This is a genomic window from Qipengyuania soli (assembly GCF_015529805.1).
Taxonomy (GTDB): Bacteria; Pseudomonadota; Alphaproteobacteria; order Sphingomonadales; family Sphingomonadaceae; genus Qipengyuania; species Qipengyuania soli.
Map to the genome: position 1 here is coordinate 2704755 of NZ_CP064654.1, position 20358 is coordinate 2725112.

General features: G+C 65.5%; 18 protein-coding genes. 9 read left to right on the forward strand and 9 right to left on the reverse strand.

The window, feature by feature from the left end; all coding sequences use genetic code 11:
- Positions 1-5: 5 nt before the first annotated feature.
- The 3 genes from IRL76_RS13545 to IRL76_RS13555 are packed head-to-tail and all read right to left on the reverse strand — an operon-like array spanning position 6 to position 1867.
- Positions 6-557 carry an LptA/OstA family protein gene (locus IRL76_RS13545; RefSeq protein ID WP_200981841.1) on the reverse strand — a complete coding sequence of 184 codons (552 nt, stop codon included), beginning with the start codon at positions 555-557 and terminating at the stop codon, positions 6-8.
- Entirely contained in the window at positions 557-1225 is a 669-nt protein-coding gene (gene lptC, locus IRL76_RS13550) for an LPS export ABC transporter periplasmic protein LptC (RefSeq protein WP_200981842.1), read from the reverse strand. Before lptC ends, IRL76_RS13545 begins: the two co-directional genes overlap by 1 nt.
- Before the next feature lie 24 nt (positions 1226-1249).
- Entirely contained in the window at positions 1250-1867 is a 618-nt protein-coding gene (locus tag IRL76_RS13555; RefSeq protein WP_200981843.1) for a ribonuclease D, read from the reverse strand.
- A gap of 42 nt (positions 1868-1909) precedes the next feature.
- On the opposite strand from IRL76_RS13555, the gene ung reads away from it, so the two are divergent.
- Positions 1910-2590: a uracil-DNA glycosylase gene (gene ung, locus IRL76_RS13560; RefSeq protein WP_200981844.1), complete on the forward strand. Its 681-nt coding sequence runs from the start codon at positions 1910-1912 to the stop codon at positions 2588-2590.
- A gap of 74 nt (positions 2591-2664) precedes the next feature.
- Entirely contained in the window at positions 2665-4143 is a 1479-nt protein-coding gene (locus IRL76_RS13565; protein ID WP_200981845.1) for a serine hydrolase domain-containing protein, read from the forward strand.
- A 1-nt stretch (position 4144) separates the two neighbouring features.
- On the opposite strand, the gene IRL76_RS13570 is transcribed toward IRL76_RS13565, so the two are convergent.
- A complete protein-coding gene (locus IRL76_RS13570; RefSeq protein WP_200981846.1) occupies positions 4145-4924 on the reverse strand; it encodes an SDR family NAD(P)-dependent oxidoreductase in 780 nt (259 codons plus the stop codon).
- A gap of 86 nt (positions 4925-5010) precedes the next feature.
- On the opposite strand from IRL76_RS13570, the gene IRL76_RS13575 reads away from it, so the two are divergent.
- A complete protein-coding gene (locus tag IRL76_RS13575) occupies positions 5011-5793 on the forward strand; it encodes an enoyl-CoA hydratase (protein WP_200981847.1) in 783 nt (260 codons plus the stop codon).
- A gap of 70 nt (positions 5794-5863) precedes the next feature.
- The gene (locus IRL76_RS13580) at positions 5864-6871 is read left to right on the forward strand and encodes a hypothetical protein (RefSeq protein WP_200981848.1); all 1008 of its coding nucleotides are present in this window, start codon (positions 5864-5866) and stop codon (positions 6869-6871) included.
- On the opposite strand, the gene IRL76_RS13585 is transcribed toward IRL76_RS13580, so the two are convergent.
- The 5 genes from IRL76_RS13585 to IRL76_RS13605 form a co-directional block, all read right to left on the reverse strand.
- Complete coding sequence (locus IRL76_RS13585) at positions 6828-7811, reverse strand: YeeE/YedE thiosulfate transporter family protein (protein ID WP_200981849.1); 984 nt, start codon at positions 7809-7811, stop codon at positions 6828-6830. The genes IRL76_RS13580 and IRL76_RS13585 overlap by 44 nt on opposite strands.
- Positions 7812-7865: 54 nt before the next feature.
- Positions 7866-9302: a glutamate synthase subunit beta gene (locus IRL76_RS13590; protein ID WP_200981850.1), complete on the reverse strand. Its 1437-nt coding sequence runs from the start codon at positions 9300-9302 to the stop codon at positions 7866-7868.
- Positions 9302-13957: a glutamate synthase large subunit gene (gene gltB / locus IRL76_RS13595; RefSeq protein ID WP_200981851.1), complete on the reverse strand. Its 4656-nt coding sequence runs from the start codon at positions 13955-13957 to the stop codon at positions 9302-9304. The genes IRL76_RS13590 and gltB overlap by 1 nt, the downstream gene beginning before the upstream one ends.
- Before the next feature lie 239 nt (positions 13958-14196).
- Complete coding sequence (locus IRL76_RS13600) at positions 14197-15021, reverse strand: hypothetical protein (RefSeq protein ID WP_200981852.1); 825 nt, start codon at positions 15019-15021, stop codon at positions 14197-14199.
- A 9-nt stretch (positions 15022-15030) separates the two neighbouring features.
- Entirely contained in the window at positions 15031-16275 is a 1245-nt protein-coding gene (locus IRL76_RS13605) for a TIGR04063 family PEP-CTERM/XrtA system glycosyltransferase (RefSeq protein WP_200981853.1), read from the reverse strand.
- 80 nt (positions 16276-16355) lie between these two features.
- Here IRL76_RS13605 and IRL76_RS13610 point away from each other — a divergent pair, with 80 nt between their 5' ends.
- The 5 genes from IRL76_RS13610 to IRL76_RS13630 all read left to right on the forward strand — a co-directional run bounded on the left by IRL76_RS13610 (position 16356) and on the right by IRL76_RS13630 (position 20298).
- Positions 16356-16541 (forward strand): hypothetical protein, encoded by a 186-nt coding sequence (locus IRL76_RS13610; RefSeq protein ID WP_200981854.1) that lies wholly within the window; start codon positions 16356-16358, stop codon positions 16539-16541.
- Positions 16534-17916 (forward strand): DUF5935 domain-containing protein, encoded by a 1383-nt coding sequence (locus IRL76_RS13615; protein ID WP_246449820.1) that lies wholly within the window; start codon positions 16534-16536, stop codon positions 17914-17916. The genes IRL76_RS13610 and IRL76_RS13615 overlap by 8 nt, the downstream gene beginning before the upstream one ends.
- A 113-nt stretch (positions 17917-18029) precedes the next feature.
- A complete protein-coding gene (locus IRL76_RS13620; RefSeq protein ID WP_200981855.1) occupies positions 18030-18479 on the forward strand; it encodes a MaoC family dehydratase in 450 nt (149 codons plus the stop codon).
- 56 nt (positions 18480-18535) lie between these two features.
- Positions 18536-19717: an acetyl-CoA C-acyltransferase gene (locus IRL76_RS13625; RefSeq protein ID WP_200981856.1), complete on the forward strand. Its 1182-nt coding sequence runs from the start codon at positions 18536-18538 to the stop codon at positions 19715-19717.
- On the forward strand, positions 19717-20298 hold the full coding sequence (locus tag IRL76_RS13630; protein ID WP_200981857.1) for a carboxymuconolactone decarboxylase family protein: 582 nt from the start codon (positions 19717-19719) through the stop codon (positions 20296-20298). The genes IRL76_RS13625 and IRL76_RS13630 overlap by 1 nt, the downstream gene beginning before the upstream one ends.
- The last annotated feature ends 60 nt before the right edge of the window (positions 20299-20358 follow it).

The following is a 20358-nucleotide window of genomic DNA, read 5'->3' on the forward strand; positions in this document are numbered from 1 at the left end:
CGCAATCAGTTCTGCGGAACGGAGAAGGTCCCGCTCACGCGGCCGCCGGAGGTCGACGTCTGGCCGGTGACCGAGGAGGAGCCGCTGGCCTTGCCGTCGACGCTGGAGACGCCGCTCGCGAGGTCGATGACCAACCGCCCGCCGTTGAGCGTGTCGCCGCCGCGATTGAGACGGACGTTGCCTGCCATGGTGATGATGCGACGGTTGAAGTCGTAGACTGCCGTGTCGCCCCGTGCGCGCTCGTCGCCGCGGCTGACGTCGACGCCGCCGGTTGCCATGATGCGCTGGATCTTGAGCGATCCGGCGTCGGAATAGTTCACGATCGTTCGCGCCGCGTTGAGGCTGAGTCCGGCTTGCGTGATCTGGACATTGCCCGACAGCACCACGCGGTTCTGGCGGTCCTGAAGCTCGATGCGGTCGGCGGCGTAGGACACGGGCGCATTGGAATTGTGCCCGGCTATGGCCTGCGCGCTTAGCTGCACGCCGCCAAGAGCGGCCAGCGTGGCGAGGAAACCGGCTGCGCCCCAGCGCGCCATGGTCGGGAAATGCTGCTTCATCAGGGCATCCTCAGCTTGCCCGGCGCCATGCGCAGGCGCGCATTGCCGGAAAGGGTAATCGTGCGGGCCGACATATCGGCAGTAAGGCGGTTGGCGCTGAAAGTTCCCGCAGGAATCGCGCCCTCGACCCCGCCGGCGCCGACCAGTGTCTTGGCCTCGAGATCGAGCGAAACGTCACGCGCCATCATGCGATAGCCGTCAGCCGCCTGCATCTGGACGGGGCCGATCACCGAGACGACCGATTCGTCGATATCGTACTGGCCGGCCCCCGCGGTCAGTCGTGCGGGGCCATCATTGAGCAGGATCCGCGCGACAAGGTCGTTCATGCGAACGATCCCTTCGGCACTTGAACGCTGCACGGCCTCTCCGGCAGTGAGCGAGAAGGGACGACCGTCCTTGTCCTCGCCGCGATAGAGCGCGTTGTCGACGCGCAGGCGCTCGCTGATCACCGCCACCTTGTTGCGGTCGAGCAGGAAGCTGATTTCCCCGCGCGGACTGAGCGGCGAGATGATCATCAGCGCGGCAAGGACGCCGACGCCCATCGGCAGCGCACGAGCAAGGAAAGCGACGAGCCGGTCATGCGAGCCGCCGGGTTCGGCCCAGTGCTGGCGCTCGTTGCGCAGCTCCGCGGCTTCCTGCGTCTCGATCCGGCGTTGCTTCCTGGCCATGGCGTTTGCCTGCTCCGGCGCTCCTTACGCGTGGCTGAAGATGTCGTGTTCGGCCCAGCCGGCGATGTCGAGGCGGGCACGGGTGGGGAGGAAATCGAAGCACGCCTGCGCGATGGCAGTCCGGCCTTCGCGTTCCAGCCTGCGGTCGAGTTCGTCCTTCAAGCGGTGGAGATAACGCACGTCCGAGGCGGCATATTCGCGCTGTGCTTCGGAAAGTTCGGGGCCGCCCCAGTCGGACGACTGCTGGGCCTTTGAGATAGTCCCGCTCAGCACTTCCTCGATCAGGTTCTTGAGGCCGTGGCGGTCGGTGTAGGTGCGCACCAGCTTGCTGGCGATCTTGGTGCAATAGCAGGGCGCTGCCATGACCCCGAGATAGTACTCGATCGCGGCGAGGTCGAAGCGGGCGAAGTGGAACAGCTTGAGCCGGTCGGGATCGCCGAGCACCGCCTTGAGGTTGGGCGCATCGTAAGTGCTGTTCGGACCGAAGCGGACGAGATGCTCGTCGCCGTTGCCGTCGCTGATCTGGACGACGCACAGCCTGTCGCGCTTGGTGACAAGACCCATGGTTTCGGTGTCGACCGCTACCGGCCCGTCCGCCAGCACGCCGGCCGGCAAGTCTTCTTCGTGGTAATGCACTGCCATGGGGTGGGCCTTAGGCGGATTGCGCTCTAGAGGGAAGGGACGATGGCGGAGATGGTTCCTGACAGCTGGAAGCCGGTGCTCGACCCGGTCCTGGCCACCGCAGAAGCGCGGCGGCTGGGCGGCTGGCTGCATGCCGAAGAAGAGGCAGGCAAGTCGATCTACCCTCCGCGCGGATGCCGCTTGCGCGCGCTCGAGCTGACTCCGCTGGAGGCAGTGCGCGTCGTGATCCTGGGACAGGACCCCTACCACGGACCGGGCCAGGCCATGGGGCTGTGCTTTTCGGTCCCGCAGGGTGAGCGTGTGCCACCCAGCCTCGTCAACATCTACAAGGAGCTGGAGGCCGATTGCGACATCTCGCGCCCGGACCACGGCGACCTCACGCGCTGGGCACGGCAGGGCGTGCTTCTGCTGAACAACACGCTGACGGTCGAGGCGGGCAATGCCGGCAGCCATGCGGGCCGAGGGTGGGATGCGATCACCGACGCCTGCGTTGCGGCGGTGGCCGAGCAAGCTGAGCCGTCGGTCTTTATCCTCTGGGGCAGCCATGCCCAGGCCAAGGCGAAGCGCATCGCCGCCTTGCGCAACGGCAGGCACTGCCTGATCGAAAGCCCGCACCCCAGCCCGCTGTCCGCACACCGCGGCTTCTTCGGCTCGCGCCCCTTCAGCAGGACCAACGAGTTCCTTGCCTCAAACGGGCGCGGAACGATCGACTGGACGCCCTGAATCCCGTCGCCTTTCCACCCAGCGACCTCTGTGGCAGTCTTCCGCGAGGAGATTCGCAGGGGAGGGACAAGGGCATGAAGAACTGGCTCAAGGCGGGGGCGTCGCTGGCCCTCTTGTCAATGGCAACTCCGGTGCTCGCCAAGGCGCACGAGGAAAATGGGCAGACCAACGCCGCCGAAGCGCAGAAGGCCGCGGCTCTGGCCGAAGCCCTGAGGGCTGCTGACCTGTGGGTCGAAAGCCAGCGCCAGTACCTCAAGATCCCGGCGGTCTCCGTGGCCGTGGCGCAGGGCGACAAGACGGTCTGGGCCAAGGGCTTCGGCACCACCGACCGTGCGGGCAGGCAAGCTGCCACTGCCGACACGATCTATTCGATCTGTTCGATCTCCAAGCTGTTCACCTCGGTCGCGCTGATGCAGCAGTGGGAGCAGGGCAAGGTCGCGCTCGATGCGCCGATCACCGATTACCTACCTTGGGCCAAGCTTGCTGCCGATCCGCGCGAAAGCGTTCCGATCACCCTGCGCGGCGCATTGACCCACTCGGCCGGCCTGCCGCGCGAATCCGACTTTCCCTACTGGACCGCTCCCGACTACCGCTTTCCCACGCAGGCAGAGATGCGCGCGAAAATCGGTAGCCAGTCGCCGCTCTACCCGGCCGAGACCACCTGGCAGTACTCCAACCTCGGGCTCACCCTGGTCGGCGAGACGGTGGAAGCCGTCAGCGGCACTCCCTACGCCGACTATGTCCGCGCCAACATCCTTGCGCCGCTCGGGCTCAAGGACACGCGCCCGAACCTGCCGAAGGACCTCTACGGCAAGCAGATGGCAGTGGGCTGGGGTGCGCTGAAGCCCGACGGTACGCGGCCCGAGGTCGGGCTGTTCGATACCGCTGGCATCACTCCGGCAGCCGGCTTTACCTCGAGCGTCAACGACCTCGCCCGCTTCGCCAGCTGGACCTTCCGTCTCGCCAAGAGCGGCAAGGCGGAGGTCCTGCGCCCCTCGACCCTGCGCGAAATGGAGCGGGTGCATTATGTCTCGCCCGACTGGAACACCAGCTGGGGCCTCGGCTTCTCGGTCCGCAACCAGAACGGGACCACGGTGGTCGGGCACGGCGGCAGCTGCCCGGGTTATCGCAGCGCGCTGCGCATGGCCCCGTCCGAAGAGATGGCCGTTGCCGTGGCCATGAACGCCATGGACAATCCCGACATCATTGCGGGCAACATCGCAGCGCTGATCCAGGCCCGCGGAGCTGCGGCGAACTACGACCCGGTCGAGGGTGTCACCCTCGAGGATTATGAAGGGGTTTACGATGCGCAGCCGTGGACGGCCGAATTCATGGCTATCCCCTGGGCGGGTGGCCTGATCCAGATCGACCGCGACAGCACCGAGCCGGCCGATCGCATTTACCGCATGAAGCCGCTGGCAAGGGACCGCTTCCAGGTCGTTTCTGACAAGGGCGAACTGCGCGAAACGGTGACGTTCGAGCGTGACGCCTCGGGCAAGGTCGTGGCGCTGCTCCAGCACTCCAACCGTTACCGCAGGGTGCGCGGGCTCTAGCTCAGAAGATCGAATATCCGCCGTCGATGACCACCGAATCTCCGGTGTGGAAGCGGCTGGCGTCGGAGGCGAAATAGACGGCGATGCCGCTGAAATCCTCGCCCTCGCCCCAGCGGCGCATGGGCACGCGGCCGATGGCCTTCTCGTTGAATGCGTCCCAGGATTGGAGGCGCTCGGTCATCGGGGTGGCAATCCAGCCGGGCAACACCGCATTGGCGCGGATGCCGTAGCGCGCCAGTTCGACTGCCGTACCCCGGACCATCGCCAGTACTCCCGCCTTGGTCGAGGCATAGGCCTGGTTGGCGGGGGCGCCATGGATGGCAGAAACGCTCGATGTGACCAGCAGCGATCCGCCCGGATCGCCCGCACCGGCACGCTCGACCATGTGTCGCGCAGCCTCGCGGAAGGTCCAGAATACGGCGTCGAGATTGACCGTGGTCACCTTGCGCCATTGCTCGGTGGTCTGGTCGACCAGCGGAGCGCCTCCCCCGACCCCGGCATTGGCGATGCAGGTATCGATCCGCCCGAGGCGCGAGAGGCACTCGGCCATGGCACCGACCACCTCGCTCTCGTCAGAGACGTCGACTTCGAGTGCTTCGATCCGCGTTCCGTAAGCCTTGAGCTTCTCGGCCGCTTCCGCGTTCTTGTCGGGTTTGCGACCCCAGATCGCGACGTCGGCCCCCGCGGCGGCCAATCCCTCCGCCATGCCGAGCCCGATGCCCGAATTGCCGCCAGTTACCACTGCCACCTTGCCGGTGAGGTCGAAGGGTTTGAATGCCATGTCGCGTGTCTCCTCTCTCGAATTCGCAATGAAGGGCACCCAAGGATGGATTGCAAGCAGCAACCGAATGGCTAGGCTGCGAATCCATGACCGACCTCATCCTGACCGAGATCGCCGACGGTATCGCCACCGTCACCCTCAACCGCCCCGAGGCGATGAACGCGCTGTCCAAGGCGCTGCGCCACCGGCTCTACGAGGTCATGACCGCGCTCGATGCCGACGACAGCGTCCGCGCGGTGGTGCTCACGGGGGCAGGCGAGCGGGCCTTTACTGCAGGTCTCGACCTCAAGGAATTGGGCTCGCAGGAAGGCGCATTGGGTGCCGCCAATGCCGAGGGTGCCGACGAGAATCCGGTCAAGGCTATCGAGGTCTGCCGCAAGCCGGTGATCGGCGCGATCAATGGCGTTGCCATTACCGGTGGGTTCGAGGTGGCGCTGGCCTGCGACGTGCTCATCGCCAGCACCAACGCGCGCTTCGCCGATACCCATGCGCGGGTAGGCATCGTGCCGGGCTGGGGCCTGTCACAAAAACTCAGCCGGATGATCGGCATCAGCCGCGCCAAGGAACTGAGCTTCACCGGCAACTTCCTTGACGCCGCCACGGCCGAGAAATGGGGCCTCGTCAATCGCGTGGTCGCGCCGGAGGAACTGCTGCCCACCGCACGCAAGCTCGCTGCCGACATGGCCGGGATCGATCCCGGTTTCCTCGCCACCTACAAGAAGCTCATCGACGAAGGTTATGCCGCGAGCTTCGGCGAAGGAATGAAGCTGGAACACGCGCGCTCTACCGCTGCTAACTCCGCAGTCAGCCCGGAAGAAGTCGAGGCGCGTCGTGCTGCCGTACAGGCGCGAGGGCGCACGCAAGGGTAGTGCGCGGATTGCAAGAACCGGTGTCGAAAGCACACTTCGGACTTCGTGAGGTTTCGCCTATGACCGGGCCATGGAACGGCAGCTCCCCGCCCGCCTGACCGGCCTCGCGCCGATCGTCCTTCCCCTTGCAGTTGTCGCGCTCGCCCGCGCCATGACCTTTACCGACTGGGCGGTCGCCAACACCTTCTGGGCCGCACTGCTATTTGCATGGCTGGTGACCGACAGCCTGATGCTGGGTACCATCGCCAAGGCAAAGGACAGGAGGCCGGGCCTTCATGCCAGCCTCGGGGCGCTGGCAATCGCGGCGGTGGTTGTTCTCGCCGGCGCTGCGGGACCGGTGCGTTCGACCATCCACGCCTTGCCGCCGCTGGTAGCCGCCGCGGCGCTGACCATCGCTTTGTTCCTTGGCTGGAGCGCCTTGCGCTTCCTGGCCGCGGTCCGACAGGGCCAGCCAATTGATGCTGCAGCGATGGAGGCATTGCCGGAGTCGATGGCGCCCGTGGTCCGCTTTGCCAGCGCTGAATCCCGAGTTATGCGACTGGCGCTATTCGGATGGCGGCGTGCGCAGGACATACCGGCCGGCGCGGTCGGGTTCTCCTATCACTGCTACCTCCTGCCGATGATCTGGACCTTGCTGGTTTTGCAGGGGATCGAACTGGCGGTGATGCATTTCCTGCTGCTGCAATGGAACCCGACCGTGGCGTGGATCTGGTTCGCGCTCGGCATGGCAGGCGGGTTGTGGATCATGGGGCTGGCACAGAGTTTCCGCATCTATCCGGTGCTGCTGACCGAAGAGGGGCTGCGTGTGCGCAGCGGGATCATGATCGATGTCCTGGTCCCCTATGCGGCGATTGGTGCCCAGGTCTCGGGCTTTGCTCGGGAGCAGGTGAAAGACGGCGGGACCTTCAACCAGGCGGTGCTCTCGTGGCCCAACGTGATGCTGGCGCTCGACCATCCGCTTCGCGTGAAGCCGCTGATCGGGCGTGCGCGCGAAGTCAGCGCCGTGGCGATGCGGATCGACGATAGCGCAGCCTTTAACGAGGCGCTCGCCGCCCGCTGCGATGGGGCAGGAAAGTAAGCGCGATCACCGCAGTCATCGCGGCAAACGCCACCCACCCGTTGGGCGAGGCCGAGGGCATCGAATAGAGTAGCAGCGTTCCGTTTCCGCCCGGGACCAGCGCGGCGCCGGCGCCCATCAGGAAGCCGCCGGGCGCATTTGCGGTCAATACCCGCATGGTCGGAGGGCTGAGGTGGAACTTGCGCGTCCACACGGCGGCATAAAGCGCACCCGCCAGCAGCGCGAACGCACCTGCTATCGCCTTGCCATCGGCGTGGTTTGCGGCATCTCCCAGCAGCCAGGCGCCCTCGCGATTGAGCAGCGAGCCGACCGTCCAGCTACCTGCAAGCGTGTACAGTACCCCGCCGACCATGCCGACGACCAGCATGGCCGGGATCGGACTGAGCTGCACTTCGCGGCGGTGGAGCGCGCGGATGAAGTTGCGCCAGTAACGGGGCCTCAGTGCGGGAGCTGCAAGCACCACGAACAGGGCGAGGACAATCCCGCCCGGCACAGTTGGCCGCATGAGCAACGACTCGGCGGGGCCGGAGAGCATGGTCGTCCGCAAGGCAAGGGTCGCGCCGCCAACCGCCGCAACGCAGGTGATAAGGAAATCGAGTTCGCCGCTCGCAAGGCGACCCAGCGTGCCGAACTGGCAGCCCCCGTTGATGCGTGCGCCCAGCCCGAACAGCGCCCCGCCGACAAGTGTCGCCAGGGTGATCGGGAAACCGGACGCGAGCATTCCCTGCGTCGGGAAAGCCCAGGACAGCGGCAGGACCACGCAGCCTGCGGCTCCAGCGGCAACGACAAAGGCCCGCAATCGCAGCGTGCGGCCGAGGATGACGGCCTGCCGCGTTCCTTCGACCATGCAGACACTGCCGCGGCGCAGGGCGAAGCCGACGATGAAGGCGAGCGGTATCGCCAGCAAGGACAGCGTCGATGTCCCGATTGCCTCTTCCATTATCCCCTGTCCGCCCCAGACGCGGTAGAGGTTACGCCCGACCGGGCGCGAGGGCTAGCGCGGCAGTTCGGTTGCGCCCATCAGCGCCAGGTCGACCGCGCGGGCGCACTGGCGGCCTTCGCGGATGGCCCAGACGACGAGGCTCTGCCCGCGGCGCATGTCGCCGCAGGAAAAGACGTTCGCCTCGCTGGTGAGGTACCACTCGGTATCGGCCGCGACGTTGCCGCGCGCATCGAGGTCTACCCCGGCGCGGTCGAGCAGGCCGCGGCGCTTCGGGCCGGTGAAGCCCATCGCCAGCAGGATGAGGTCGGCCTTGAGCGTGAACTCGCTCCCGGCGACCTCCTGCATCCGCCCGTCCTTCCACTCGACACGCACGCATTCGAGCCCGGCGACATCGCCGTTCTCTTCGGTCACGCGCTTGGCCAGCACGGCCCAGTCGCGCTCGACGCCTTCCTCGTGGCTGGACGAGGTGCGCAGCTTCAGCGGCCAGTCGGGCCAGGTCAGCGCCTTGTCTTCCTTTTCCGGCGGCTTGGGCATGATCTCGAGCTGGGTCACGCTGGCCGCACCCTGGCGGTTCGATGTGCCGACGCAGTCCGATCCGGTATCGCCGCCACCGATCACGATGACGTGCTTGCCCGTCGCGGTGAGCGAACCGCGCGGCGCGGCGCGCACCTCGTCGTCGCCCGCATTGCGCTTATTCTGCTGGGTGAGGAATTCCATCGCCAGCCGCACGCCGGGAAGTTCCGCGCCCGGCACGTCGAGCATCCGCGCTTCTTCCGCACCGCCCGCGAGGACAACCGCGTCGAAATTCTCCTGCAGTGCCTGGAAGCTGACCTCGACACCGACTTCGCTGCTGGTGCGGAACTGGACGCCCTCGGCCTCCATCTGCACGGCGCGGCGGTTGATGAGGTGCTTCTCCATCTTGAAGTCGGGAATGCCGTAGCGGAGCAGCCCGCCGATGCGGTCGGACTTCTCGAACACGGTCACCGCATGGCCGGCGCGGGCAAGCTGCTGCGCGCAGGCGAGTCCCGCCGGGCCGCTGCCGATCACCGCGACCGACTTTCCGGTGCGCTTTTCGGGAAGCTGCGGCTTGATCCAGCCTTCCTGCCAGCCCTTGTCGACGATGGCGCATTCGATCGACTTGATCGTCACCGGTGAGTCGATGATGTTCAGCGTGCACGCCGCCTCGCAAGGGGCGGGGCAGATGCGGCCGGTGAACTCGGGGAAGTTGTTGGTCGAGTGCAGGACCTCGAGCGCGTTCTTCCAGTCATCCTCGTAGACGAGGTGGTTCCAGTCCGGGATAATGTTGTTCACCGGGCAGCCGTTGTGACAGTAGGGAATCCCGCAGTTCATGCAGCGGCTGGCCTGCGTACGCAGTTCATTGCCGCTCAGCGGAACGACGAACTCCTTGTAGTTCTTCAGCCGTTCGGCGGGATCTTCGTAAGTGCGATCCTTGCGCTCGAACTCGAGGAAGCCGGTTTCCTTGCCCATTATTCAGCCGCCTCCATCACAGCCTGTTCGCGCTCTTCCTCGAGCAGCTTCAATGCCTTGGCGTAATCGCGCGGCATCACCTTGCGGAAGTTCTTGAGTTCGCTCGCCCAGTTGTCGAGCAGAGCCTTGGCCCGGGCCGATCCGGTGTGCAGCAGGTGCCGTTCGACCAGGACCTTCAGTCGTTCGGCGTCGTGGTAGAGCGGGTCGCCCATACCGGCATTCTCGACCGAGACGGCGCGCTGCTGCGGCTTGCCCCAGCTCTTCTCGGCGCCCGGCCCATCGCCCGGGGCAACATCGAGCACGTCGACCTGCGCCGGGTTGCATAGCTGGGCGAACTTGCCTTCGGGATCGTAGACATAGGCCACGCCCCCGCTCATGCCTGCGGCGAAGTTGCGTCCGGTCTTGCCGAGCACGCAGACCGTGCCGCCGGTCATGTATTCGCACCCATGATCGCCCGTACCCTCGACCACCGCGACGGCTCCGGAGTTGCGAACCGCGAAGCGCTCGCCCGCGACACCGGCGAAATAGGCTTCGCCCGCGATTGCGCCATAGAGCACGGTGTTCCCGACGATGATGTTCTCGCCCGGCTTGCGCGGAGCATTCTCCGGCGGGCGCACGGCGATGCGACCGCCCGACAGGCCCTTGCCGACATAGTCGTTGGCGTCGCCGGTCAGGCTCAGCGTCACGCCATGGGCGAGCCAGGCACCGAAGCTCTGTCCGGCAACGCCGGTCAGGTCGATGCGAATGGTGTCCTGCGGCAGCCCCGCATGGCCATAGGCCTCGGCAATCCGGCCCGACAGCATGGCGCCAACGGTTCGGTTGACGTTGCGGATGGGGCGGGTGAGCTGGACGGCCTGTCCGCTTTCGATGGCCGGCTTGCAGGCTTCGATCAGTTCGACGTCCATCGCCCCGCCGAGTCCGTGGTCCTGGCCTTCGGTCTGGTGGAGCGGCTTGCCTTCCTCGAGCGGAACCGCGTGGAGGATGCGCTTCAGGTCGACGCCATGCGCTTTCCAGTGGCGCTCCACCCGGCGCATGTCGATGCGGTCGACGCGACCGACCATCTCCTCGACCGTGCGGAAGCCCATCTGCGCCATGATCTGGCGCAGTTCCTCGGCGACGAAGAAGAAGTAGTTGATCACGTGCTCGGGCGTGCCGGTAAAGCGCTTGCGCAGCACCGGGTCCTGCGTGGCGACGCCGACAGGGCAGGTGTTGAGGTGGCACTTGCGCATCATGATGCAGCCTGCCGCGATCAGCGGGGCGGTGGCAAAGCCGAACTCGTCCGCGCCGAGCAGTGCGCCGATGGCGACGTCGCGGCCCGTGCGCAAGCCACCATCGACCTGCACCGCGATGCGGCTGCGCAGATCGTTGAGGAGCAGCGTCTGCTGGGTTTCGGCAAGGCCGATTTCCCATGGGCTTCCGGCATGGGTGAGCGAGGTCAGCGGCGATGCGCCGGTCCCGCCTTCATAACCCGAGATGGTGACGTGGTCGGCCTTACACTTGGACACGCCCGCAGCGACCGTGCCAACGCCGACTTCGCTGACCAGCTTGACCGAGATGCGCGCCTTGGGCTGCACGTTCTTGAGGTCGTGGATCAGCTGGGCGAGGTCCTCGATCGAGTAGATGTCATGGTGCGGCGGGGGCGAGATCAGGCCCACGCCCGGGGTCGAGTGGCGTGTCTTGCCGATGACCTTGTCGACCTTGTGGCCGGGCAGCTGGCCGCCTTCGCCGGGCTTCGCGCCCTGCGCCATCTTGATCTGGATGTCGTCCGAATTGACGAGGTATTCGGCTGTGACGCCGAAGCGCCCCGAGGCAACCTGCTTGATCCGGCTGCGCATCGAATCGCCATTGTCCATCGGCAGGAAGCGGTCCGGCTCCTCGCCGCCCTCGCCCGTGTTCGAGCGCCCGCCGATGCGGTTCATGGCGATGGCCAGCGTTGTGTGCGCCTCGCGGCTGATCGAGCCGAAGCTCATCGCGCCAGTGCTGAAGCGCTTGACAATCTCGACCGCCGGTTCGACCTCGTCAAGGCTCAGCGGCTGGTCGGCGGGCTTCAATTCCATGAGGCCGCGGATGGTCAGCAGGCGTTCGGACTGCTCGTTGATGGCTTCCGCGAACTCGGCATAGTTCTTGGGGTTGTTGCCACGCACCGCGTGCTGCAGCTGGGCGACCGAATGCGGGGTCCAGGCATGCGCCTCGCCGCGGATGCGGTACTGGTAGATGCCGCCGACATCGAGCATCCCGGCATAGAGCGGGTTGTCGCCATAGGCCTGCGCGTGGCGCAGTACTGCTTCCTCGGCGACTTCCTTGAGGCCGATGCCCTCGATCGTCGTCGCGGTGCCGGTGAAATAGGTGTCGATGAACTCGCTCGACAGGCCGACGGCGTCGAAGATCTGCGCACCGCAATACGACTGGTAGGTCGAGATGCCCATCTTGGACATGACCTTGAGGATGCCCTTGCCGACAGCCTTGACGTAATTCGCCTGCACCTTGGCGGCGTCCATTTCGGGAAAGCGTTCGGCTCGCAGAGCTTCGAGCGTCTCGAAGGCGAGGTAGGGGTTGATGCCTTCCGCGCCATAGCCTGCCAGCGCGCAGAAATGATGCACTTCGCGTGCTTCGCCGGTCTCGATGACGAGGCCGGTCTGCATGCGCAGGCCCTGGCGGACGAGCTGGTGGTGGACCGCGCTCGTTGCCAGCAGCGCCGGCATCGGAATGCGGTCGGGGCCCTGCCCGCGGTCGGATAGGATAAGGATGTTGGCATCGCCGAGCACTGCCTCGGTCGCCGCCCAGCACATTTCCTTCAGCGCCATGGCGAGCCCGTCGGCACCGGTGCTGGCATCCCAGGTTATGTCGATGGTGGCGGTGCGGAATGCGCCGTCGAGCGCGACCTCGACCGAGCGGATCTTGGCAAGGTCGGTGTTGGTCAGGATCGGCTGGCTGATCTCGAGACGCTTGTGCGTACCGCCGTCGCGACCGAGCAGGTTCGGACGCGGTCCGATCATCGACAGCAGGCTCATCACCAGTTCTTCGCGGATCGGGTCGATCGGCGGATTGGTGACCTGCGCGAAGTTCTGCTTGAAATAGTCGTAGAGCAGGCGGCTTCGGTCGCTCAGCACCGCGATGGGCGTGTCCGTACCCATCGAACCGATCGGGTCTTCGCCCCCGGTCGCCATCGGCTCGAGGAATTTCGCGACGTCTTCCTGCGTGTAACCGAAGGCCTGCTGGCGATCGAGGAGCGACTGCTCCGACTGCGGGATTTCCGACAGATCGGGCTCGATGTGGTCGAGATCCTCGAGCTTGTACTGGGCCTTCTCCAGCCACGCTTCGTAAGGCTGTGCGGCTGCGAGGTCGGCCTTCAGTTCCTCGTCCTCGACGATGCGGCCCTGTTCGAGGTCGATCAGCAGCATGCGGCCCGGTTGCAGGCGCCACTTGCGGGTGATGTCCTCGTCCCTGAACGGCAGCACGCCGCTTTCGGACGCGAGGACGACGAGGTCGTCCTTGGTCGTGCACCAGCGCGCCGGACGCAGGCCGTTGCGATCGAGGCAGGCACCAATCTGGCGGCCGTCGGTGAAGCAGACGGCAGCAGGGCCGTCCCACGGTTCCATCAGCGCGGCGTGGTATTCGTAGAAGGCGCGGCGGGCCGGGTCGATGAGCGGATCTTTCGCCCAGGCTTCGGGCATCAGCATCATCATCGAATGGGCGAGGCTGTATCCGCCGGTCAGCAGCAGCTCGAGCGCATTGTCGAGGCATGCAGTGTCCGACTGGCCGTGCGGGATCAGCGGCCACATCTTGTCGAGGTCGGCGCCGAGCAGTTCGCTTTCCATCGTACGGCGGCGGGCTTCCATCCAGTTCACATTGCCGCGAACCGTGTTGATCTCGCCGTTGTGGGCCATGAAGCGATAGGGGTGGGCAAGGCGCCAGCTGGGGAAGGTGTTGGTGCTGAAGCGCTGGTGGACGAGGCCGAGCGCGGAGACGCAATCGGGGTCGCGCAGGTCGTCGTAGAAGCTGCCCACTTGGGTTGCCAGTAGCAGGCCCTTGTAGACCACCGTGCGGCTCGAGAAGCTCGGGATATAGGCGGTCGCAAGACCTTCGATGCCGTGCTTGGCCTCGAGCGCTTTGAGCGGGTTGAGGGTCTGCTTGCGGATGACGACGAGCTTGCGCTCGAACGCATCCTGGTCGGCACAGTTTTCACCGCGGGCAATCACGCACTGGCGGATCACCGGCATGGAATCGACCACCGCCTTGCCAAGCCCGTCGAGTGTCGTCGGGACATCGCGCCAACCGACCACGCGCTGGCCTTCCTTGGCCGCGAAGCGTTCGAGCTGGCCCTGCACGAAATCGCGCGCTTCCGCTTGTTGCGGGAGGAAGCACATGGCCACCGCGTAGTGACCCGGCTGGGGCAGGTCGTGTCCGCCCGCCTCGGCCCACTTGCGGATCAGGGGATCGGGGATCTGGATCAGTATGCCTGCGCCATCGCCCAGCAGCGGGTCCGCGCCGACCGCGCCGCGATGGTCGAGATTGGCCAGAATCTCGAGCGCCTGGGTGACGATGCCGTGGCTCTTCGCGCCCTTGATATGCGCGACCATGCCGACGCCGCAGGCGTCATGCTCGTTGCGGGGGTCGTAGAGACCCTCATTCCCCAGGGGCGGCGTGCGTCCCATAAGCGAAGCGTCCTCCTCCATGCCCGCCGACTCGTCCCGCTTCGGGAGGTGTCAGGGGCAAGTCACTTGGTACCACAGGCACCGGTAAAATTGCGCGAGCCACCGTCATGGCTGCACGATTGTGATTTTGCAACTGCGAAGGCTGAAGCAAAATTTCAGTCGGCCAAAGATTTTTGCCGACTTCCGGGGAGGGGTTATCGCTGAATTCGTATCCGCCGCGCCATGGCGCTTTGGTCGGATTACCGGGGCTTGCCGACCTGCGACAGGCGGTCGAGCGCGCTGCGCAGGGCAGCCTGCGCATCCTCGTTGGCTTCCGGCGCGCTTGCCGGGGCGGTTCGGTCCGCCTCTCGGCGCAGGAAGGCGATCACCGGATCGAGTTCGCCATCATCGACTGGCGCGGGCTGCGTTGACGCAGCCCGGCTCGCATCGAGAGCGCGCTTGAGCCGTTGGGTAAGCACCGCAAGAGGCAGGTCGCCCAGCGCTTCCGTTTCTTCGGCCACCTCAGGCATGACAGGTGCCGGCTCTCGAGCTTCCGCGAGCGCGACTTCTTCGGCGGCGATTACCACCGGCTCGACCTCTGCCCCGGCTTCGTCATCGACTTCGTCGAATTCGGCGAAGTCCTCGTCGAAGAGTTCCTCGACGGGCGCCGGATCGCGATCTTGCGGCTCGTCCCCGAAGTACTCGCGCGGGCTGAAGGGGCGGCGCGGTTCTTCCATCTCGGAAGGAGTTTCGACGACTTCGACGGCATCGCCATCCTGCCAGGCGACCTCATCATATTCGTCCTCGTCGTCGAACTCGCTCGCGCTGTTGAGCGCGGCGACGCGCATCGCGAGCACGATACCAAGGGCGAGGCCGAAGAGCGCTGCAGCGCCAGCAAGGATGGCCTTGCCGACTACACCTACAGGGATCAGCGCATCGATGCCGAGTGCCTGGCGGATCGAGGTGTGAATACCCTCAGGCATCACAAAGAGACCCGCGCCGAGCAGGGCGGCAAACCACAGGCCCACGGCCCAGCGGAATGCCGGGTGGCTGCTGATCGGTCGTTTGCTCGCGGTGCCGTTCATGGGCGGGTGCTATCCTTCGGTTTCTGCCGTCCGGAACGGGGCAGGTAGGCCTTCCACTCGCTCGCGTCCTAGCAGTTCTTGGTAAACACCGAGATAACGTTCCACGTTCCGCCCCCAGTCGTGGCTGGCGGCGACATGCGCACGGCCGCGATCGCGCATGGCTGGCCATTCGGCACGCGCGTCGATGAAATCGGCGAGGGCTGCGGCGATGGCGGCCGGGTCGTCGGGAGGGAAGAGTTTCCCTGTCACGCCGTCCTCAATCAATTCGCGATGCCCCCCGACATCGCTCGCCGCGACGATCTTGCGCTCGGCCATGGCTTCAAGCGGTTTGAGGGGCGTGACCAGGTCGGTCAGGCGCGACTTCTTGCGCGGGTAGGCGAGGACATCGACGAGCGAATAATAGCGCTCGACCTCGGAATGGGGGACGCGGCCGGTGAAGACGACCGCGTCTGCGAGAGGGACGGCCTGTCGCCGCAGCGAATCGTCCATCGGACCGCCCCCGACGAGCAGCAGCTGGGCACCTGGATGCCGCTCGCGCAGCAGGGGCATGGCGGCGATGAGGTCGTCGAGCCCCTCGTAGTCGTAGAAACTGCCGATGAAGCCAATGACGGGCCCCTTCCCGATACCGATTTTCCCGGCCAGTGCATCGTCGCGCGGCGGCGGATCGCCGAACAGGGTGAGGTCGACGCCGTTCGGAGAAAGCCCGATCTTGGCGCCATCGTGGCCGCGGGCGACAAGGTCGTCGCGCAGGCCGCGGCAGATCGTGAAGACCGCGTCCGCGCCTGCAACAACCCGGTTCTCGAGCGCGCGGGTCAGGCGATACTTCAGCGATCCCTCGGTCCCGGTGCCGTTGCCGACAGCCGCATCTTCCCAGAACGCCCGGATCTCATAGACGAAAGGGATGTCGAGCCGCCGCGCGGCGCGCAGCCCGGCCATGCCGCACAGGGCGGGCGAATGGGCATGGATAACGTCGGGGCGCCACTCTCTGGCTAGCTGCTCGATCCCGTGCCGCAGCTGTTCGATCTCGCGCCATTCTCGCAGGACGGGCGGCCCTCCCGGAGCGTCGCCAACCCGGTGAAAGGTCAGGTCCTCGACGGTCTCGGTGGCCGGCCCTTCGGCGACGTGGCGCGCGCCGGTGATGCCGCGCACCTCGACGCCCTTTGCCTGCAGGCTCTTGAGGATTGCGCGCGTGCGAAAGGTATAGCCCGAATGGAGCGGCAGCGAATGGTCGAGGATGTGGAGGACGCGTGTCATTTCCTGCGCCATGTGACACAACAGGCTTAACACCGCGTCAACCGTAAGCTGCTAGGCGGGGCGCAAGGAAGACCGCACGCTTGATCGACTATTTCGCCCTTGGCCTGACTCATGCCTTGATCATGATCGCACTCGCCCGCACGCTGGTGCGGCCCGATCTCGATCGCGAGGACGCGATGGCCGACGAGCCGCAGGTCGCAGACGAGCCGGCCGAACGGTCCAACCGCCGTGGCGCACGACGGCGCCGGGATGATGCCGGTGCTTGACCTCGCCCTCTTCCTGACCGTGATGCTGCTTTTCGCGATGGGACTGCGGCGGCCCTTCATCTGGGTGCTGACCTATCTCTATATCGATATCCTGGCACCGCAGAAGATCAGCTGGGCCCTGCTCGCATCGGTCCCGATTTCGCTGATCGCCTTCATTCTGGCCTTTGCCGGATGGATCATCGGGGACACCAAGGCGAACACGCAATTCACCTTGCGACAGGGACTGCTGCTCGCGCTGCTGTGCTGGTGTTTCATGACCCTGCAATGGGCCGACTACCCCGAGTTCGCGCAGGAAAAGTGGAACTGGGTATGGAAGGCGCTGGTCTTCGCGATCTTCCTTCCCGTGACCCTGACGACCCGCCTGCGGTTCGAGATGACCTCGCTCATCATGGTCCTGACTGCCGGCGCGATCATTATTTCGGCCAGCATGAAGACCGTGCTGGGCGGTGGCGGTTACGGCAATCTATCGCTGTTCGTGAACGACAATTCGAACGTCTACGAAAGCTCTACCCTCGCCACGATCGCCATCGCGATCATCCCCCTCATCCTCTGGCTGGTGAAGAACTCGACCGTCTTCCCGACCGACTGGCGGGTGAAGGCATTTGCCGGGCTGCTGATCTTCGCCTGCCTGATGATCCCGGTCGGGACCGAGGCGCGTACGGGGCTCATCTGCATCGGCGTCCTCGGCCTGCTGATGCTGCGCGACGTGAAAAAGCGCATGCTTTATGTCACCGGTGCGGCAGCCCTCGGCCTTGCCGCGCTGCCGTTCCTCCCGGCGAGCTTTTACGAGCGCATGTCTACGTTGAACTCGGTGGAAGAGGACCAGTCGGCCTCAACCCGCATGCAGGTCTGGGCGTGGACCATCGACTATGCCGCAGAGCATCCTCTCGGGGGCGGTTTCGATGCCTTTCGCGGCAACAGCTTCACCTACCAGATGCCGGTGGTCGAACGGAACGGTTCGACCGTCTCGGTCAGGTACGAGCAAGTGACCGACGGCGGCCGTGCCTACCATTCATCGATCTTCGAGATGCTGGGCGAGCAGGGCTGGCCCGGCCTGCTCGCCTGGCTGGCACTGCATGCGATCGGGATCTGGCAGATGGAGGTCATCCGCAGGCGGTGGCGTGATCGACGGGCGCCTACCGAGCAGTGGCAATCACCCTTGGCAAGTGCGCTTCAGTTTGCGCAAATCATCTACCTTGTCGGCGCGACCTTCCAGGGCATTGCCTTCCAGCCCTTCGTGCTGATGCTGGTCGGAATGCAGATCGGCCTGTGGACCTATTGCAAGAAACGCGAATCAGCCAAGCAGGAGTCGGTTCGCAAGGCAGCGCGCGATGCACGGCGCGCTGCCGCATCGGCCAAGCCCGCTATGCCGTAACGGCAGGATTCGCGCGGGTTGCGCGGCCCCTCTCCATGCGCCAAGAGTCCCCCCGCAACGCGCGGCCGGAGTCGCGCGAAACCGTCAAATTCGGCTTGTTAGAGGAGAGGCTCATGACCCCGCAGGAACTCGCAACCAAGGTCGGCGAAAACATCGGCACCAGCGAATGGGTGGCCATGGACCAAGACCGCATCAACATGTTCGCCGATGCGACCGGTGACCACCAGTTCATCCACATCAACGAGGAAGCGGCCAAGATGACGCCGTTCGGCGGCACCATTGCCCATGGCTTCCTGACCCTTTCGATGATCCCCTACCTCAGCGCCAATTCGAGCCTGCCCAAGGTCGACGGCGTGAAAATGGGCGTCAACTACGGCGGCAACAAGACGCGCTTCATTGCCCCGGTCCGCTCGGGCAAGCGTATTCGCGGCCATTGGAAGCTGCTCGAACTGGTCGAGAAGCGTCCCGGCCAGTGGCAGCAGACGCACGAAATCACCATCGAGATTGAAGGCGAGGACAAGCCCGCCCTGATCACCGAATGGATCATGCAGTTCTTCGTCTGATTTCCCCCTCCTCCCCGGCGAGGATCGGACAATCTTAGCAATCCAAGGAATTACCCATGCGTGACGCAGTCATCGTCTCCACCGCCCGAACCCCGCTTACCAAGGCGGCGCGCGGCGCCTTCAACAACACAACCGGCGCGACGCTGGGTTCGTGGTCGATCAAGGCCGCGGTCGAAAGAGCCGGCCTCGAAGGCGGCGAGATCGACGACGTGGTGATGGGCTGCGCCGCGCAGCAGGGTTCGACCGGCGGCAACGTCGCGCGCCTCGCCGCACTGCGTGCTGGCCTTCCGGTGACGGTCCCGGCCATGACCATCGATCGCCAGTGCTCCTCGGGCCTGATGACCGTGGCGACGGCAGCCAAGCAGGTCATCGTCGACAACATGGACATCTGCGTTGCCGGTGGCCTCGAAAGCATTTCCAAGGTCGTGGGCAGCGGCAAAATGTTCGTCGAGCCCGACCGCCAGCTGCTCGAGATGCACCCGCACATCTACATGCCGATGATCGGCACGGCCGAAGTCGTCGCCAAGCGCTACAACATCAGCCGCGAGTACCAGGACGAATATTCGCTCCAGTCGCAGCAGCGCACTGCCGCAGCGCAGGCCGCCGGCAAGTTCGATGACGAAATCGTCGCCTGCACCGCAACCATGGCGGTGATGGACAAGGAAACGAAGGAAGTCTCTTTCCACGAAGTCACTGCCGATCGCGACGACTGCAACCGCCCCGATACCACGCTCGAAGGCCTCGCCAGCCTCAAGCCGGTGATGGGCGAAGGCCACACGATCACGGCAGGCAACGCCAGCCAGCTGTCGGACGGTTCGTCCTCCTGCGTGGTGATGGAAGCCAAGGTCGCCGAAAAGCGCGGCCTCGAACCGCTGGGCCGCTATGTCGGCATGGCGGTTGCCGGCACGGAGCCCGACGAGATGGGCATCGGCCCGGTCTTCGCAATTCCGAAGCTGCTCGAACGCTTCAACCTCAAGATGGACGACATCGGCCTGTGGGAGCTTAACGAGGCTTTCGCGGTGCAGGTGCTCTACTGCCGCGACAAGCTCGGCATTCCTGACGAACTGCTCAACGTCAACGGCGGCTCGATCTCGATCGGCCACCCCTTCGGCATGACCGGCGCGCGCTGCACCGGCCACGCGCTGATCGAAGGCAAGCGCCGCGGCGTGAAGTACGCCGTCGTCACCATGTGCATCGGTGGCGGCCAGGGCGCAGCGGGCCTCTTCGAGGTCTTCTGATGCGCCTTTCTGCCCCTCGCATCGAGCCGCTCGACATGGAGCGGCTCGACGAGGAGCAGCGCGAAGTTCTCGCCCCCTTCGCCGATCCTTCCAACAAGGTCGGCGGGGGGCGGGTCCTCAATATCTTCCGCACGCTGGCCCGCGCGCCCAAGGCGCTGACGGGTTTCCTGGCGTGGGGCAATTACATCCTGTCCCGCCGCAACAGCCTGCCACCACGCGAGCGGGAAATCGTCATCCTGCGGACCGGCTGGTTGTGCCGCTCGGGCTACGAGTTCGCCCAGCACCGGCGCATCGGCATCGACTGCAGCCTGACGCCGGAGGAAATCGAGCGTATCAAGGCGGGGCCGGATGCGCCTGGCTGGACACCCATTGAGTCGGCCATGCTGCGCGCTGCGGATGAACTCGTCGCCGATCACTTCGTCTCTGACCAGACCTGGAAGGCACTCGAAGAACTGGGCGACAAGGGCCGCATGGACCTCGTCTTCACGGTGGGCCAGTACACGCAGGTGTCGATGCTGCTCAACAGCTTCGGCGTGCAGCTGGAAGACGGCGACGCTGCGGATCCCGACCTTACACCCTGATCTTGCTATAGTCTGTCGGCGGGCGCATGCTCAGGCAGCGTCAATGGCGAAGGGTTCGCG

Excerpts from the sequence above, each read along its gene's own strand:
- IRL76_RS13545 (WP_200981841.1), bottom strand. The coding sequence starts at position 557 with ATGAAGCAGCATTTCCCGACCATGGCGCGCTGGGGCGCAGCCGGTTTC.
- lptC (WP_200981842.1), bottom strand. The coding sequence starts at position 1,225 with ATGGCCAGGAAGCAACGCCGGATCGAGACGCAGGAAGCCGCGGAGCTG.
- IRL76_RS13555 (WP_200981843.1), bottom strand. The coding sequence starts at position 1,867 with ATGGCAGTGCATTACCACGAAGAAGACTTGCCGGCCGGCGTGCTGGCG.
- ung (WP_200981844.1), top strand. The coding sequence starts at position 1,910 with ATGGCGGAGATGGTTCCTGACAGCTGGAAGCCGGTGCTCGACCCGGTC.
- IRL76_RS13565 (WP_200981845.1), top strand. The coding sequence starts at position 2,665 with ATGAAGAACTGGCTCAAGGCGGGGGCGTCGCTGGCCCTCTTGTCAATG.
- IRL76_RS13570 (WP_200981846.1), bottom strand. The coding sequence starts at position 4,924 with ATGGCATTCAAACCCTTCGACCTCACCGGCAAGGTGGCAGTGGTAACT.
- IRL76_RS13575 (WP_200981847.1), top strand. The coding sequence starts at position 5,011 with ATGACCGACCTCATCCTGACCGAGATCGCCGACGGTATCGCCACCGTC.
- IRL76_RS13580 (WP_200981848.1), top strand. The coding sequence starts at position 5,864 with ATGGAACGGCAGCTCCCCGCCCGCCTGACCGGCCTCGCGCCGATCGTC.
- IRL76_RS13585 (WP_200981849.1), bottom strand. The coding sequence starts at position 7,811 with ATGGAAGAGGCAATCGGGACATCGACGCTGTCCTTGCTGGCGATACCG.
- IRL76_RS13590 (WP_200981850.1), bottom strand. The coding sequence starts at position 9,302 with ATGGGCAAGGAAACCGGCTTCCTCGAGTTCGAGCGCAAGGATCGCACT.
- gltB (WP_200981851.1), bottom strand. The coding sequence starts at position 13,957 with ATGGGACGCACGCCGCCCCTGGGGAATGAGGGTCTCTACGACCCCCGC.
- IRL76_RS13600 (WP_200981852.1), bottom strand. The coding sequence starts at position 15,021 with ATGAACGGCACCGCGAGCAAACGACCGATCAGCAGCCACCCGGCATTC.
- IRL76_RS13605 (WP_200981853.1), bottom strand. The coding sequence starts at position 16,275 with ATGACACGCGTCCTCCACATCCTCGACCATTCGCTGCCGCTCCATTCG.
- IRL76_RS13620 (WP_200981855.1), top strand. The coding sequence starts at position 18,030 with ATGACCCCGCAGGAACTCGCAACCAAGGTCGGCGAAAACATCGGCACC.
- IRL76_RS13625 (WP_200981856.1), top strand. The coding sequence starts at position 18,536 with ATGCGTGACGCAGTCATCGTCTCCACCGCCCGAACCCCGCTTACCAAG.
- IRL76_RS13630 (WP_200981857.1), top strand. The coding sequence starts at position 19,717 with ATGCGCCTTTCTGCCCCTCGCATCGAGCCGCTCGACATGGAGCGGCTC.